Source organism: Leptothrix discophora (assembly GCF_030705305.1).
GTDB classification, from domain to species: Bacteria; Pseudomonadota; Gammaproteobacteria; order Burkholderiales; family Burkholderiaceae_C; genus Sphaerotilus; species Sphaerotilus discophorus.
The window spans coordinates 76,107-91,054 of sequence record NZ_JAUZEE010000011.1 but is presented as its reverse complement, the minus strand read 5'-3'; the positions used below and the strand labels follow the sequence as shown (position 1 = coordinate 91,054).

General features: G+C 72.5%; 14 protein-coding genes and 1 pseudogene. 4 read left to right on the top strand and 11 right to left on the bottom strand.

Annotated elements, in window-relative coordinates; genetic code table 11:
* Positions 1-79 precede the first annotated feature (79 nt).
* Together Q8X39_RS17435 and Q8X39_RS17430 are read left to right on the top strand one after the other, a co-directional pair.
* Complete coding sequence (locus tag Q8X39_RS17435) at positions 80-1,315, top strand: class I SAM-dependent methyltransferase (protein ID WP_305750960.1); 1,236 nt, start codon at positions 80-82, stop codon at positions 1,313-1,315.
* A gap of 13 nt (positions 1,316-1,328) precedes the next feature.
* On the top strand, positions 1,329-1,520 hold the full coding sequence (locus Q8X39_RS17430) for a DUF2905 domain-containing protein (RefSeq protein ID WP_305750959.1): 192 nt from the start codon (positions 1,329-1,331) through the stop codon (positions 1,518-1,520).
* A gap of 22 nt (positions 1,521-1,542) precedes the next feature.
* Here Q8X39_RS17430 and Q8X39_RS17425 read toward each other — a convergent pair whose 3' ends face one another.
* The 7 genes from Q8X39_RS17425 to Q8X39_RS17395 all read right to left on the bottom strand — a co-directional run bounded on the left by Q8X39_RS17425 (position 1,543) and on the right by Q8X39_RS17395 (position 10,856).
* Complete coding sequence (locus Q8X39_RS17425) at positions 1,543-2,814, bottom strand: multifunctional CCA addition/repair protein (RefSeq protein ID WP_305750958.1); 1,272 nt, start codon at positions 2,812-2,814, stop codon at positions 1,543-1,545.
* 1 nt (position 2,815) lies between these two features.
* Positions 2,816-3,523: a glutathione S-transferase family protein gene (locus Q8X39_RS17420; protein ID WP_305750957.1), complete on the bottom strand. Its 708-nt coding sequence runs from the start codon at positions 3,521-3,523 to the stop codon at positions 2,816-2,818.
* 92 nt (positions 3,524-3,615) lie between these two features.
* Positions 3,616-5,001, bottom strand: a complete 1,386-nt coding sequence (locus Q8X39_RS17415) for a sigma-54-dependent transcriptional regulator (RefSeq protein ID WP_305750956.1) — start codon at positions 4,999-5,001, stop codon at positions 3,616-3,618.
* 83 nt (positions 5,002-5,084) lie between these two features.
* The gene (locus tag Q8X39_RS17410; protein ID WP_305750955.1) at positions 5,085-6,497 is read right to left on the bottom strand and encodes a sensor histidine kinase; all 1,413 of its coding nucleotides are present in this window, start codon (positions 6,495-6,497) and stop codon (positions 5,085-5,087) included.
* A gap of 132 nt (positions 6,498-6,629) precedes the next feature.
* Positions 6,630-7,604 carry a complex I NDUFA9 subunit family protein gene (locus Q8X39_RS17405; protein WP_305751010.1) on the bottom strand — a complete coding sequence of 325 codons (975 nt, stop codon included), beginning with the start codon at positions 7,602-7,604 and terminating at the stop codon, positions 6,630-6,632.
* A 59-nt stretch (positions 7,605-7,663) separates the two neighbouring features.
* The gene (locus tag Q8X39_RS17400; protein ID WP_305750954.1) at positions 7,664-9,697 is read right to left on the bottom strand and encodes a lytic transglycosylase domain-containing protein; all 2,034 of its coding nucleotides are present in this window, start codon (positions 9,695-9,697) and stop codon (positions 7,664-7,666) included.
* A gap of 193 nt (positions 9,698-9,890) precedes the next feature.
* Positions 9,891-10,856 (bottom strand): LysR substrate-binding domain-containing protein, encoded by a 966-nt coding sequence (locus tag Q8X39_RS17395; RefSeq protein ID WP_305750953.1) that lies wholly within the window; start codon positions 10,854-10,856, stop codon positions 9,891-9,893.
* Between Q8X39_RS17395 and Q8X39_RS20550 the strand changes: the two are divergent.
* Positions 10,843-11,139, top strand: a pseudogene (locus Q8X39_RS20550) (DUF2917 domain-containing protein); the annotation flags it as partial. The gene Q8X39_RS17395 and the pseudogene Q8X39_RS20550 overlap by 14 nt on opposite strands.
* Positions 11,140-11,177: 38 nt before the next feature.
* Here the strand turns inward: Q8X39_RS20550 and Q8X39_RS17390 are convergent.
* A complete protein-coding gene (locus Q8X39_RS17390; RefSeq protein ID WP_305750952.1) occupies positions 11,178-11,627 on the bottom strand; it encodes a TfoX/Sxy family protein in 450 nt (149 codons plus the stop codon).
* A gap of 92 nt (positions 11,628-11,719) precedes the next feature.
* Between Q8X39_RS17390 and Q8X39_RS17385 the strand changes: the two genes are divergently transcribed.
* Positions 11,720-12,316: a 5-formyltetrahydrofolate cyclo-ligase gene (locus Q8X39_RS17385; protein WP_305750951.1), complete on the top strand. Its 597-nt coding sequence runs from the start codon at positions 11,720-11,722 to the stop codon at positions 12,314-12,316.
* Positions 12,317-12,395: 79 nt separating this feature from the next.
* Here the strand turns inward: Q8X39_RS17385 and Q8X39_RS17380 are convergent, their stop codons facing one another.
* The 3 genes from Q8X39_RS17380 to Q8X39_RS17370 all read right to left on the bottom strand — a co-directional run bounded on the left by Q8X39_RS17380 (position 12,396) and on the right by Q8X39_RS17370 (position 14,895).
* Complete coding sequence (locus Q8X39_RS17380) at positions 12,396-13,013, bottom strand: OmpW/AlkL family protein (protein WP_305750950.1); 618 nt, start codon at positions 13,011-13,013, stop codon at positions 12,396-12,398.
* A gap of 191 nt (positions 13,014-13,204) precedes the next feature.
* Positions 13,205-14,056: a methylenetetrahydrofolate reductase [NAD(P)H] gene (gene metF / locus Q8X39_RS17375; RefSeq protein WP_305750949.1), complete on the bottom strand. Its 852-nt coding sequence runs from the start codon at positions 14,054-14,056 to the stop codon at positions 13,205-13,207.
* Positions 14,057-14,124: 68 nt separating this feature from the next.
* Complete coding sequence (locus Q8X39_RS17370; RefSeq protein ID WP_305750948.1) at positions 14,125-14,895, bottom strand: TlyA family RNA methyltransferase; 771 nt, start codon at positions 14,893-14,895, stop codon at positions 14,125-14,127.
* Positions 14,896-14,948: the final 53 nt, after the last annotated feature.

Sequence of the window (14,948 nt, the reverse complement as noted above, 5' to 3'; positions counted from 1 at the left end):
GGGTGTGCAGGGTGTGCAGGGCGTGCAGGATGTGAACCGGGCGGCCGGCCGGGCCTGACCCCGTTCCTACAATCGTCCGGTGAGCCCGAACAACCCGCCCCGCATGCCGCCCCACAACCCGGCCGGCAGTGTAGCCAGCCCCCCCCAACCGCAGCCCGCGTCGGGCTTGTCGGCGCCGTCGCCGGACTCGACCGCGCTGCTGCAGCGCATCGCCGCGGTGATCGAGGACGAGGGCGGCTGGATCGGCTTCGAGCGCTACATGGCGCTGGCCCTCTACAGCCCTGGGCTGGGCTACTACAGCCGGGGCGACCGCCAGTTCGGCGCGCTGCCCGAGAGCGGCAGCGACTTCATCACCGCGCCCGAGCTGAGCCGCCTCTACGGCCGCGCGCTGGCCCGCCAGGTGGCGCAGGCGCTGCGTGCGCTGCCCGAGGGCATGCCGCGCGAGGTCTGGGAGTTCGGTGCCGGCTCCGGCGCGCTGGCCGCGCAGCTGCTGGCCGGGCTGGCCGACGAGGGTGTGCCGGTCGAGCGCTACAGCATCGTCGACCTGTCGGGCACCTTGCGCGAGCGCCAGCGGCAGACCCTGGCCGAGCGCGTGCCGGCGCAGGCCGCCCAGGTGCGCTGGCTGGCGCAGCTGCCCGAGGCCTTCGACGGCGTGGTGGTCGGCAACGAGCTGCTCGACGCGATGCCGGTCGTGCTGCTGCACTTCGACGGCCACGGCTGGTTCGAGCGCGGCGTGGCGCTGCGGCCGGGCTCGGTGAGCGCCGGCGCGCCGCAGCTGGTCTGGTCCGACCGGCCGACCGGGCTGCGCCCGCCGGTCGACGACGTGCCCTGGCCGCCCGGCTGCGTGATCGAGCTGCCGCGCCAGGCCGAGGCCTGGGTGCGCACGCTGGCCGGTTCGCTGCGCTGCGGTGCGGCCTTCCTGGTCGACTACGGCTTCCCGGCGCACGAGTTCTATCACCCGCAGCGCCATGCCGGCACGCTGGTCTGCCACCGCGGCCACCGGGTCGATGACCAGCCGCTGGACGCGCCCGGCGACAAGGACATCACCGCCCACGTCGACTTCACCGCCATCGCGCTGGCCGCGCAGGATGCCGGCATGGACGTGCTGGGCTACACCAGCCAGGCCCGCTTCCTGATCAACTGTGGCCTGGTCGGCGACCTCGCCGAGGCCGACCTGCGCGAGCGCGCAGCGGCCCAGAAGCTGATCACCGAGCACGAGATGGGCGAGCTGTTCAAGGTCCTCGCGCTGGCCAGTGCCGGCCTGCCGCTGGACCCGATCGGCTTCGCCGTCGGCGACCGCAGCCACACCCTCTGAAGACAGGTCCGACATGCGCTGGCTCATCACCCTGATCGCGGCCTTCGTCGTCTTCAACAGCCTGCAGGGCTGGTTGCGCCGCATCGGCCTGGGCCGCCTGCCGGGCGACCTGCAGTTCAAGGTGCGCGGCCGGGAATGGACCTTTCCCTTCGGCTCGACCGTGCTGGTCAGCCTGATCGCCTGGGTGATCGGCCGGCTGATCTGAGCGTCGTCGCGTGTCGCCGCCTTCAGGCCGGCGGCGCGACGGCCGCCACCGCCACGACGCGGGCCTCGTGCAGCACCTGACCCAGCGCCGGGCCTTTGAGGCCGCGGGCCTGGGCCTCGGCGACGACCTGGCGGCCGTCGATCGCCCGGGCGGCGGCCCACGCAGCGCGCAGCCGCGCGGCCTGCGGGTCGTCGCGGTCTTCCAGGCCGAGGCGACCGCGGGCGTCGGCCTCGCAGGCCTGCAGCATCTGGTCGAAGCGCTCCGGGCGGCGCCAGGCGTCGCAGCGGTCCATCAGGCGGACCAGGGCCGCCGCGTCGAAGCCGGCGCTGGCATGCACGTTGCCGTGTTCGCGCGCGACCAGGTCGGCCAGCTCGCGGCAGTCGACTGGCACGCGCAGGCGCTCGCACAGCGGCTGGAGCAGCGCGGCGCTGCGACCCTCGTGGCCGATGTGGCGCGGCAGGATGTCGGCCGGCGTGGTGCCCTTGCCGATGTCGTGGGTCAGCGCGGCGAAGCGGGGCGGCAGCGCCAGGCCCAGCCGCGCGGCCTGGTCCAGCACCATCTCGACGTGCAAGCCCGTGTCGACCTCCGGGTGGTCGTCCGCTCGCTGCGGCACGCCGTAGAGGCGCGCGACCTCCGGCAGCAGCCGCGCCAGCGCACCGGCCTCGCGCAGCACCTGCAGCAGGCGCGACGGGCGCGGCTCCATCAGGCCGCGGGCCAGCTCCTGCCAGACCCGCTCGGCGACCAGCGCGTCGACCTCGCCGGCGGCGCTCATGGCGCGGCACAGCGCCAGGGTCTCCGGCGCGACGGTGAAGTCGGGCCAGCGGGCCGCGAAGCGTGCCAGCCGCAGGATGCGCACGGGGTCTTCCGCGAAGGCCGGGCCGACATGGCGCAGCACCCGCGCGGCCAGGTCGGCCTGGCCGCCCCAGGGGTCGATGACGGTGCGGCCGTCGGCGTCCAGTGCCATCGCGTTGACGGTCAGGTCGCGGCGCGCGAGGTCCTCTTCGAGCGTCACGTCCGCGCCGGTGTGGAAGACGAAGCCGTGGTAGCCGTGGCCGGACTTGCGCTCGGTGCGCGCCAGCGCGTGTTCCTCCTGCGTGCGCGGGTGCAGGAAGACCGGGAAATCGAGTCCGACCGGGCGGAAGCCGGCGGCGCTCATCTGCTCGGGCGTGGTGCCGACGACGACCCAGTCGCGGTCGCCCTCGGCCACGCCCATCAGCCGGTCGCGCACCGCGCCGCCGACCAGGTGCGCGCGGGCGCCGGGCGGCAGGACGGGATCGCGCGGCGGCGTGGCCATGTCAGGTGCGCGAGCGGCGGTACGGTTCCTCGAAGTCGAGGAAGTCGTGCTCGGCCAGCGCATCGGCGATCCAGGCGGCCACGCCGGGGCTGGCGCTCAGGCGCTCGACGTAGCTGGCCACCGCCGCATGCACCGGCAGCGCATAGGTGCGCAGGCGCATCGCCACCGGCGCGTAGTAGGCGTCGACGATGCCCAGCCGGTCGCCCATCAGCCAGGGGCCGCCGTGCGCATCCAGGCAGCCGGTCCACATCGCCTCGATGCGGGCCAGGTCGGCGCGCACGCCGGGCTGTTCGGCCATCAGGCGCGCGCCGACCTCGGGCAGGTGGGCCTCGATGTTCATCGGGCAATGGCTGCGCAGCGCCGTGAAGCCGCTGTGCATCTCCGCGCACAGGCTGCGCGCCAGCGCGCGGCGGCGGGCGTCGGTCGGCCACAGGGCCAGGTCGGGAAAGCGCTCGGCCAGCGTCTCGGCGATGGCCAGGGTGTCCCAGACCACCTGCGGCGGCCGGCCGGGCTGCTCATCGATCGCCAGCGCCGGCACCTTGCCGGTGGGCACCAGGTCGCCCATCGTGCGCTTGAAGGACGAGTCCGCCTCGAAGCTGTCGAAGCGGACCTTGACCTCCTCGAAGCCGATGCCCGCCGCCTTCATCAGCACCCACGGGCGCATCGACCAGGACGAGTAGTTCTTGTTGCCGATGTAGAGCTTGAGCATGTCGGTCGTTCCTTGAGCAGACGTGCCGCGATGCTATCGGCCGACGCCGGAGCCGGCGTTGAGGAAGGCGCATCGCAGTGATGCGCCTTGGCTCACGTCTTGTCGTCGGAGCGCATGTCGAGGCGCTCCAGGCGATAGCGCAAGGTGTCGCGCGAGACGCCCAGCAGGCGCGCGGCGGCGCTGACGTTCTGCTTGGTCTTCTCCAGCGCACGCTGGATCAGCCGGCGTTCCATGCGTTCGAGGTGCAGGTCGTCGTCGTTGATCGGGATCTCGTGCATCTGCGTGGCCAGGCCGCTCAGGCGCAGGTGGCGCACGCCGACCTCGGTGCCTTCGACCACCAGCACCGCCTGCTCCATCACGTTGCGCAGCTCGCGGATGTTGCCGGGCCAGCTGTACTGCAGCAGCGCCTGGCGCGCGTCGGCGCCGAGCACCAGGCCGAACTTGCGGTAGCGCTGGCCGTGCAGCTGCAGGAAGTGCTCGGCCAGCAGCGAGATGTCCGAGCCGCGCTCGCGCAGCGGCGGCACGCGGATCTCGACGATGCGCAGGCGGAAGAACAGGTCGGCGCGGAAGGTGCCGTCGCGCACCATCTGTTCGAGCGGCCGGTTGGTCGCGCTGATGACCCGGGCATGGACCTGCAGCTCGCGCAGGCCGCCGAGGCGACGCATGCGCTTTTCTTCCAGCAGCTTGAGCAGCTTGACCTGCGTGCTCAGCTCGGCCTCGCCGATCTCGTCGAGGAAGACGGTGCCGCTCTCGGCGGTCTCGACCAGGCCGGCCTTGCGCGAGCGGGCGTCGGTGAAGGCGCCCTTCTCGTAGCCGAACAGCTCGGCCTCGATCAGCTGCGCGGGCATCGCGCCGCAGTTGATCTCGACGAAGGGCTCGCTGCGGCGCGGGCCACCGAAGTGCAGCGCACGGGCGACCAGTTCCTTGCCGGTGCCGGTCTCGCCGACGACCAGCACGGCCGGCGGATCGCGGTCGGACAGGCGCGACTCGGAATCGAGCAGCGTGGCGATCGTGTGGCGCAGCTGCCGGACCGGCTCGGACTCGCCGACGATCTTGTCCAGGCCGCTTTCCTGTGCGTCGCGCTGGGCGTAGTAGTCGACCGTGCTGGCGAGCTTGCCCTGCACGCTCAGGCGGTCCAGCACGATCTTGAGTTCGCTGAGCACCAGCGGCTTGGTCATGAAGTCGGACGCGCCAGCCTTCATCGCCTCGACCGCCAGCTCGGTGCTGCCGTAGCCGGTCACCATGATGATGCGGGCGTCGGTGTCGATGGCGCGGATGCGCGTGAGCGCCTCCAGGCCGGTCATCCCCGGCAGGTTGTGGTCCAGGATGACGATGTCCGGACGCCAGGTCTCCAGCAGGGTCAGGCCGTCCTCGGCCCGACCGGCGATGCGGACCTCGTCGCCCAGGCGCTCGAGGTACATCGCGAGGTTGCGTGCCAGCGTGGTTTCGTCTTCGATGATCAGAATGGCTCTGGCCATGGGCTTTCCGGGGTTGGGTCCGAAATTATCGGTGTGCGCACATGGGCTGGCGGCACGGCTGGATCAAGCGGCGCGCCGGCGCCTCAGGGCCGTGGCGTCGCCGCGTCGGACGGCGCGCGTGGCTGCGCCAGCGGCAGGTGCAGCGTCACCGTGGTGCCCTCGCCGGGGCGGCTCTCGATGCGCACCGAGCCGCCCAGCCGGTCCAGCACCCGCTTGACCAGCGCCAGGCCCATGCCCAGGCCGCGCGGCTTGGTCGTGAAGAAGGGCTTGAAGACGTTGGCCAGCGTCTCGGCGGGCATGCCCTCGCCGCGGTCCTGGACCTGGATGCGGACCATCTCGTCGGCGGTCTCGGCCCGCACCGTCACGGTGGCCTGCGGGCCGCTGGCCTCCAGCGCGTTGGACAGCAGCGAGTTCAGCACCTGCTGCAGCAGCACGACGTCGCCGCGCACGTTCGGCAGGCGGCCGGACCAGTCCAGCACCAGGTGCTTGTTCTGGCCGTCGAAGGCCGGCCGGTAGTGTTCGGCCGCGCCGCGCAGGATCTCGCCCGGATCGGCCTCGCCCAGCACCTCGGCCGGATCGCGGGTGTAGGTCAGCAGCGTGCGCACCAGGCGCTCGATGCGGTCGACGTGGACGATGGTCTCGTTGCACATCTCCGGCGGCATCGCGCCGATCTCGCGCTGCAGCTCGGCGGTCGAGCGGATCGAGGCCAGCGGGTTGCGGATGCTGTGGGCGGTCGCCGCGGCGATCTCGCCGACCAGCGCCAGCGCGTCGGCCTCGACCAGGCGGCGGCGCTGCTCGTGCATCAGCTCGCTGGCCTTGCGCACCAGGCCCAGCGTCGACAGGTAGAGCACCGTGCCGCCCAGCAGCGAGCAGATCCAGACCAGCATGGTGCCCATCTGCAGCGTCTCGTTGAGGTGGGTCGGCACGCGGTAGAGCTCGACCACGCCGACCTGGCGGCGCAGCTCGCCCTCGCCGAGGAAGACCGGCAGGTAGTTCTCGACGAACTTCGCCCGTGCGCCGCCCAGGCGCATGTGCTCGCCCTTGCTGAGCGAGCCGACGGTGGCGACCTCGCCGCGTTCCCAGACCAGCTCGCCCTTGAGCGCGTGCTCCAGTTCGTCGTTGCGGTCGAAGTAGCGCCCGATCAGGGCCGGGTCGCTGGACCACAGCACGCGCCGGTCCAGCCCGTAGACGTTCGAGCGCAGCACGTCGTTCATGGTCGCGACGTGCTGGAAGAACTCCGCGAAGGAGGCGCTGCGCACCGCGTCGCCGCCGGACAGGAAGTCGTTGCCGACGTTCTGGGTCTCGACGATGTTCTGGACGAAGTCGCGGCTCAGTTCGGCGTCATGGTCCAGCAGCCGGCTTTCGAGGAAGCGGGCCAGCACCAGGGCCATCGACACGCTGACCACCGTGACGGCCAGCAGGCTGACCAGCGAGAACCAGCGCACCAGTGGAAAGTCATCGCTCGTGTCGCCCTTGACCAGCTTCAGCCACCGCATCGTGACGTCCTCCCGAGATGCGTCGTCATGCCGGGCGGGATGCCGCAGCGCGGCGATTGTCCTTCGCGGCGCCGTGCCGGCGGGCCGTTCGCGAGCCCCGGCGTGGAGCGGATGCGTCGTCCGCGTGACGGATCAACGCCCGGCGAGGCGGCGCAGCCGGTCCAGCACGCCGGGGCTGCGCGACAGGTGCGGCGCCATCACGTCGGCCAGGCGGGCCGGATGCAGGCCCAGCGCGGCCAGGCCGGGATGCCGTCCGGTGGCGACGTTGGGCAGGCGCATCGACGCGAGGTTGTCGGCCGACATCAGCGGCTCGCCCGGCAGCAGCCCGAGCGCGCCGGCCTGGAGACGCCCGGCCCACTCCGGCAGCGGCAGGATCGGGCGGCGCCGGCCGCTCCAGCGCCCGGCCCGGCGCACCAGCTGGGCGAGGGTCAGCACGTCCGGGCCGGTGGCCTCGTAGGTCTGTCCGACCGTGCCGGCCGGGTCGCGCAGGCAGGCCACCAGCGCGCGCGCCACGTCGTCGACCCAGACCGGCTGGAAGCGCGCCGACGCACCGGCCAGCGCCATCACCGGCACGACCGCCTGCAACGCGGCGAACAGGTTCATGAAGCGGTCTTCGCGGCCGAAGATGACGCTCGGGCGCAGCACGCTCAGGTCGATCGAGCCGGCCTCGGCGGCCGCGCGAAACAGGCGCTCGCCGCGCGTCTTGCTGGCCAGGTAGAGCGAGGGTACGGTCTCGGCCGGGTCGTCGGCGACGCCCAGCGCGCTGACGTGAACGACGCGCCGCACGCCGGCGGCGGCGCAGGCCGCCAGCAGCCGGCGCGGCAGCTCGACGTGGACCTGCTCGAAGCGCTGCGCATCGCCGTGCAGCACCGCCACCAGGTTGACGACCGCGTCGCAGCCGGCCAGCAGCCGGGCCAGCGTCGCCGGGTCGTGCACGTCGGCGGCGACGAGGTCGACGTCGCTGAACATCGACAGCGCCTTGGCCCGCGCCGGCCGGCGGCTGGGCACGACCAGCGTCGCGCCGGCACCCCCTTCGGCATTGCGCCAGGCGGCCACGAAGGCCCGGCCGACGAAGCCGGTGCCGCCGAGCACGAGGATGCGGCGCAGCGGCCGGGCGGGGGGGCGCGGCGGCGGGACGGCCGGGGTGGCCAGGAAGGGAGCGGCGCTCACGGCAGGTCCTTGTTCTCGGGTGCCGCGCTGGGCGGACGTGGCGCGATCGGCGGGCCCAGCCGGGTGCGCGACGGCACCACGTTCTGGTCGCCCAGCAGCGCGCCGTAGTAGCTGGCGTTGGACAGCACCTTCTTGACGTAGTCGCGGGTCTCGTTGAAGGGGATGCCTTCGGCCCAGGCGGCGACCTCCAGCGGCGGGCCGTCGCGCCAGCGGCGCAGGCGGCTCGGGCCGGCGTTGTAGGCGGCGGCGGCCATCGGCATCGAACCGTCGACGTCGTCGAGCACCAGCTTGAAGTAGCCCATGCCCAGGCGCAGGTTGACCTGCCGGTCGGTGATCTGCTCGGGCTTGAAGTCCAGGCCCAGCTTGCGGGCGGTCCAGCGCGCCGTGGCCGGCATCAGCTGCATCAGGCCGGCCGCGCCCACGCTGGATTTCGCGTCCAGGATGAAGCGCGACTCCTGCCGGATCAGGCCATAGACGTTGGCCGGGTCGACGCCCAGTTCCTGGGCGGTGGCGAGCACCTCGGCCCGGAAGGGCGTCGGGAAGCGCTGGGTGACGTCGATCTCCTGGCGCGTGCGCTCGCTGGTGTGGATGCAGCGGTCCCAGACCTCGCGGTCGCAGGCCCGCTGCGCGGCGGCCAGCAGCTCGCGGTCGCCCAGGCCGACGACCGTGAAGTTCCACTCGCGCACACCCTCGGGCCGCAGGCCCAGCGCCAGCAGCGCCAGCGCGCGGCTCAGGCCGGGGTTCTGCTCGGCGGCGCGGCGCTCCTCGGCGGTCAGCGGGGCCGGGCGCGGCGGCAGCGTCTGGGTCCGGCCCAGCGCCTCGGTCGCCAGCTTGCCGTAGAAGTGGTACTGGTTCGAGATCCGCTCCAGCAGCACGGCCGCGCCGGTGCGCTGGCCATCGCCGTCGGGGCCGGGGGCGGCCAGCGCGTTAAGGGCGCGGGCCTTCCAGTAGACCCAGGTCGGATCGGCCTGGGTCGGCACGGTCATCGCGTCGATCGCGCTGCGCACGCGCACCCAGCGGCCGTCGTCGCTGGCTCGCAGCGCGGCACGGGCGCGCCAGGCCAGGGTCTCGTCGCTCCAGTCGACGTCGCGGGCCTGCGGCACGGCCTGCGCGCGCTGGAACCAGGCGTCGGCTTCGGGCACCCGTTTCCAGGCCGCCTGCTTGGCCAGCGCGGCCCAGGTCCAGGCGGCGGCGTCCGGCGCGAGGGCGGCCTGCCAGCGGTCTTCCAGCAGCGTCGCGGCGGTCTGCGGGTCGGACGTCGCCAGCCGCACCAGCGCCAGCACGACCAGTTCGGCGCCCTGGCGGGTGCTGGCGTCGGCCTTCTTCTGCAGGTAGCGCTGCGGCTGTTCCCACAGCTCGTTGAAGACGCTGGCGGGCTTGTCGGCGGCCAGCTTGTCGTCGATCAGCGCGACCGCCTCGCGGGCCAGCACGCGCCGGCCGGCCTCGGCGCTCAGGCGCGCCTTGGTCCAGGCGTCGGCGCTGGTCAGGCGGCGGGCCTCGAACAGCGTCGAGGCCATCAGCGCGCAGCCGCCCATCGGCTCGCGCTGGTTCAGCCAGAGGGTGCGGGCGGTGGCGCGCACGTCCTCGCCGGCCAGGTGGCGCACGATCTGCTGGTAGCAGTCGACCTGGCGGTCGTCGGCCAGCTTGAAGCGCGGCAACTCGGCGGCGAAGCCGCGCCAGTCGCGCCGCAGCCCCAGTTCGAGCAGCCAGTCGTTGCGCAGCCGGTCTTCCAGGTAGCTGCCGGGCCAGCGGGCATAGAAGGCGTCCAGTTCGGCCTGCGTGACCTCGCCCAGGCGCAGGCCGAGGTCCCAGTAGTCGGCCCAGACGGCCAGCGGGTGACGGGCGGCGACCAGCTCGTCGCGCAGCGCGGACAGGCGGGCGCGGTCGCGCTTGCGCTGGGCCTCGCGGGCCTCGATCAGGCGGCCATCCAGCGGGTGCGAGGGCGCGGTGGCCCCGGCCGCGCCGGCGGCCACGGCCGCGGCAGGCGCGCCGGGGGCCTGGGCGTTCGCCGAGCAGAGGGGGGTCAGCATCACCGCGGCCGTGGCGAGGGCCAGGACAGCGGGTGGGGCACGGCGGCCGGTGGGGCAGGTCAAGCGGATTCCTCGGGATCAGGCGCCCCTCGGGGCAGGGTCAGGCCGGTTTGTAACGCAGTGGCCGCCGCCCGCGCGGGCTGGGGCTGTCTTCCCAACGTCCGGCGCGTGCGATGGTGGACAGGCCGGGGACTCAGGCGCCGGGCACACGTTGGCGCACCTCGGCGGCCTGCGCCGTCAGCCAGTCGCTCAGGCGGCGCACCTCCGCACGCTCGGACGAGGCTGGCGCGACCATCAGCCAGTAGGCGCAGGGCACGGCCTCGCGGGCGCTGGCATCGAAGGGCTCGACCAGCTCGCCGCGGGCCAGCGCGTCGGCGATCAGCGGCAGCCGGCCCAGCACCACGCCCTGGCCGGCCTGCGCCGCCTGCACGCGCTGGTGGTCGTAGTTGAAGGACAGCCAGTTGCGCGGCTGCAGCGTGTCCAGGCCGCGCTGGCCCAGCCAGTGTGACCAGCCGCGCCAGGCCGTGCTGGGCGTGGCCGGCGGGTCGTCGATCTCCAGCAGCGTGTAGCCGGCCAGGTCGGCGGGCTGGCGCAGCGGCGGGGCCTCGCCCCGGCGCGCCCGGTCCAGCAGCCACGGGCTGACGACCGGCGCCAGCACGTCGCCGAACAGCGTCACCGCATCGGCCGGCCGGTCGGCGACGCGGCCATAGCGCAGCGCCAGGTCGATGTCATGGCCTTCGAGGTCGTCGAGCGTGTCGGTCGCGGCGATGCGGATGTCCAGCGCCGGGTGGGCGCGCTGGAAGGCGTCCAGCCGGGGGATCAGCCACAGCGTCGCGAAGGACGCGAAGGTGGTGATGGCCACGCGCGGCCGGGCGCTGGCGCTGCGGATCTGGCGCACCGAGCCGTCGAGCCGCTCCAGCATCGGCTGGACCGCGCGCAGCAGCGTCGCGCCGGCCGCGGTCAGCGCGACCTGGCGGGTGTCGCGCTCGAACAGCTGTGCGCCCAGCTCGTCTTCCAGGCCCTTGATCTGGCGGCTGATGGCCGACTGCGTCAGGAACAGCTCCTCGCCGGCCAGGCGGAAGCTCAGCAGCCGCGCCACCGCCTCGAAGGCGCGCAGGAAGGTCAGCGAGAGTGGGCGGGTGCGGATGGGGTTGCTCATGCGTGGATCGCAAGAATGCGCGTTGCCGATCTCATTGGACGGTTCACGGCGTAAGCCAGAGGATACGCCCCATCGACAGCCTCAAGGAGTCCCTGCCATGACCCGCGAATTCATGATCTGCCAGCATCAATCCGGAGCGCCTGGCCAGCCCTGGCGGGTGCGCGCCGACGGATGGATCGTGGCCGAGGCCGGCCCGCTCTGGCTGACCCGCCTCGGCGACCCGGACGACCATGTGCTGCGGCCTGGCGAGCGGCTCGGGCTGCGCCGCGGCGACCGGGTCGTGACCGGCGCCTGGCTGCCCGACCGTCCGATCGCCTGGCGCTACGAGGGCGTGCGGTCGGTGCGGCGCGGCTTCGCGGCGGGCGCCTTGGCGGCCGGCCTGGCCACGCTCCGGGCGGCCTTCTTCGCCGCCCTGGCCGACGCCTTCGAGGCCGTCGCCGCCCGTGCGCGCAGGGCGGCGGCCAGCGCCAGCCGGGCCCAGGGCTGCATCAGCATCGGCGACTCGATGGCCTCGTCCGGCGCGTTGAAGTAGCTCATCACGCCGGTCTCGCCGGCCTGCGTCGCGTAGGTGAAGGGGCCGCAGCCGGCGCCCTCGAAGGCCGCGCGCGTCTCGGCATCGACCTTCAGGAACAGCCGCTCGCCGGCGACGATCGCGATGAACAGCTCGTCGACGTAGAGGCCGTGGCCACCGAACATGCGGCGCGCGCGCACCGCACCCAGTGGCGCGAGCAGCTCCAGGCAGTGGTTCACGAAATCGGGGCTGTTGGACATGCGGCGCTCCTGCGGCGCTTCATTGTCCCGACCCGGTCGGGCCCGCACAATCCGGGCTCCGATCCGAACCCGCCGCCCCGAGCGTCCGCCGCATGACCACGACCCCGTTCAAGCTGCCCGAACCGCCCCGCGACAAGGCCACGCTGCGCAAGCAGCTGCAGGCCGAACGCATGGGCATGACCGACCGGCACCAGCGTTCGGTCCACCTGCAGGAGGTCCTGATGGTGTGGCTGCTGTCGCGGCGCGAGAAGACCATCGGCGCCTACTGGGCCATCAAGGGCGAGTTCGACGCGCTGCCCGCGCTCTACCGCTGGAGCGAGGGCCATGCCGACCGCCGCATCGGCCTGCCGGTGATGGACCGCAAGACCAAGGAGCTGCGCTTCCACGTCTGGTATCCGGGCTGCCCGATGGAGGAGGACGCCTTCGGCATCCTCAAGCCCAAGGACACCGAGGCCTTCCACCCCGAGCTGCTGCTGGCGCCCTGCGTCGGCTTCGGCCCCAGGGGCGTGCGGCTGGGCTATGGCGGCGGTTTCTACGACCGCACGCTCGCCAGGCTCGACCCGATGCCCTACACGGCCGGCGTGGGCTATTCGCACGGATTCATCCCGTGGCTGGAGGCCGAGCCGCACGACATCCCGCTCGACGCCATGCTGACCGAGGAAGGCACGATCTGGGACAAGGACGCCTGAGCCGCCAGCCGGGCCGGCCCCAACGACAAAGGCCGCAGCGTCACCGCTGCGGCCTTCGTTCATCCGAGCTGCGGAAGGATCAGAACCTGTAGCCCACGCCCACGCCGATCAGCGTCGGGTCGACCTTGATGGTGCCGAGGTTGCTGCCGTTGCTGCTCAGGTCGGTGCGGATCTGCACCTTCTTGTAGTCGACGTTGAGCGACCAGGCGCCGCCCAGCGCGATGTCGGCGCCGAGCTGGTAGGCCGGGCCGACGCTGCGGTTCTCGATGTCGAAGCCGGCCGGCAGGTTGACGCTGGAGAACAGCGTCAGGTTGATGCCCGCGCCGACATAGGGCGTGACCGGGCCGGTGCCCAGGTTGGTGAAGCGGTATTGCGCCAGCAGCGTCGGCGGCAGGTGCTTGAGCGTGCCGATCTTGCCGCCGTGCGTGGTCGAGCTGACGTCGTGCTTCTGCGGCACGGTCAGCACCAGCTCGGCCGAGAAGCTCGGGCTGAAGTAGTAGGTGAAGTCGACCTCGGGGATGGTCTTCTTGCTGATCGAGATGTCGGTGATCGCGATGCTGTCCTCGTTGGCCGGATCGAGCGAGACGGCACGTGCGCGCACCACGAGGTCACCGGCCTGCTGCGCCATCGCGACGGGCGACAGGAAGGCGGCGGCCGAGGTGGCGAGGATGGCGAGGACGAGGTTGGACTTGGACACGGGGAACTCCTTGCGTTGACATCCGCCCGGTCATTCCGGGCGGGTGGACGCATTGAGCCGTGCCGGCCGTGAAGTCCAGTTGTGTCGGCGCAAGCCGGGCCGGCTCCAGGGCCGGGAAAACCCGCGCCTTGACCTGGGTCAGCGGGGCGTCGCGGCGCTTGATGCGGTGCAGCAACAGCCCCGGGAGCGCCTCAGCCCGCCAGCCGGCGGACGATCTCCAGCACCGTCGCGCTGGCGTTCATCGTGTAGAAGTGCAGGCCGGGCGCGCCGGCGGTGCGCAGCTGGTCGCAGAGGTCGGTGACCACGTCCAGGCCGAAGGCCTTGATGCTCTCGACGTCGTCGCCGTAGCTCTGCAGGCGCAGGCGGATCCAGCGCGGCACCTCGGCGCCGCAGCCGTCGGCGAAGCGCAGGATGCCGCTGGCGTTGGTGATGGGCATGATGCCGGGCACCACCGGGATGTCCGCGCCCAGCGCCGCCGCGTCGTCGACGAAGCGGAAGTAGGCGTCGGAGTTGAAGAAGAACTGCGTGATCGACGAGTCCGCGCCGGCCTGCACCTTGGCCGCGTAGGCCTGCAGGTCGGCTTGCGGGCTCTTCGCCTGCGGGTGCGTCTCGGGGTAGGCGGCCACCTCGATGTGGAAGTGCTCGCCGGTCTCCTCGCGGATGAACGCCACCAGGTCGCTGGCAAAGCGGAACTCGCCGAAGGGGCCGAAGCCACTGGGCAGGTCGCCGCGCAGCGCGACGATGCGCGTCAGGCCCATGTCCTTGAACAGCGCCAGCTTCTCGCGCACCGACTCGCGCGTGGCACCCACGCAGGTGAAGTGCGAGGCGCCTTCATGGCCCTCGTCGAGGATGGCCTGCACGGTCTGCAGCGTGCCGTCCTGGGTCGAGCCGCCGGCACCGTAGGTGACCGAGCAGAACACCGGGTCGAGCGCGTAGAGCTGCTGGCGCACGGTGGCCAGCTTGGCCGCGCCCTCGGGCGTCTTGGGCGGAAAGAATTCCAGGCTGAGCGGCAGGCCGATCGACGGGGTGGACGTGGCGGTCATGGGGTCGCTTCCGCAGGAAGGGATGGAAGGAAGTTCGGGGCTCGCATGGGTCGCGTCGTCGGGCGTGTTCAGGCCGCCGGATGCCGCACCCACATGAAGAATTCGGTGTTGCCGTTGCCGCCGGTGATGGGGCTCTGGAAGTAGGCGTGGACCTTCATCGGCCGGTCGCGCGCGCATTGCCGCACGCGGGTCTCGACGTCCTGGAACAGCGCCTTGTCGCGCACGATGCCGCCCTTGCCGATCTGGTGCGGCTGCAGCTCGAACTGCGGCTTGACCAGCACCAGCAGGTCGCCGCCCGGCGCGAGGTGGTCGAACAGCGTCGGCAGCACATGGGTCAGCGAGATGAAGGACACGTCGGCGGTGATGAAGCCGAAGCGGCCGGCGCCATCGGCCGGCCAGTCCTGCGCGAAGGCGCTGCCGGCGACGTCGCGGGCGTTCACGCCCTCGTAGCAGACCACGCGCGGATCGGCCTTGAGCTTGGCGGCCAGCTGGTCGCGCCCGACGTCGATGCCGACGACCTTCTCGGCGCCCTGCTGCAGCAGCAGGTCGGTGAAGCCACCGGTGCTCTGGCCGACGTCCAGGCACAGGCGGCCCTTCACGTCGATGCCGCACTTGGCCAGCGCGCCTTCGAGCTTGAGGCCACCGCGCGAGACGAAGCGCAGCTCCGCGTCGTCGGTGACCTCGACCTGCGCATCGGCCGGCACGTCCTCGCCAGCCTTGGACGGCACCACCCAGCCCTTCGGACCGAGCCAGCGCACGGCCTTGCGCTCGATCAGCCGCTGGGCCGCCGAGCGGGTGGGGGCCAGTCCGGCCTGGAGGATGAGTTGGTCGATGCGCACGGTCTTCCGATCGGGGTCAGGGGGTCGCCGAAGATGCCATGAACCGCCGGGCC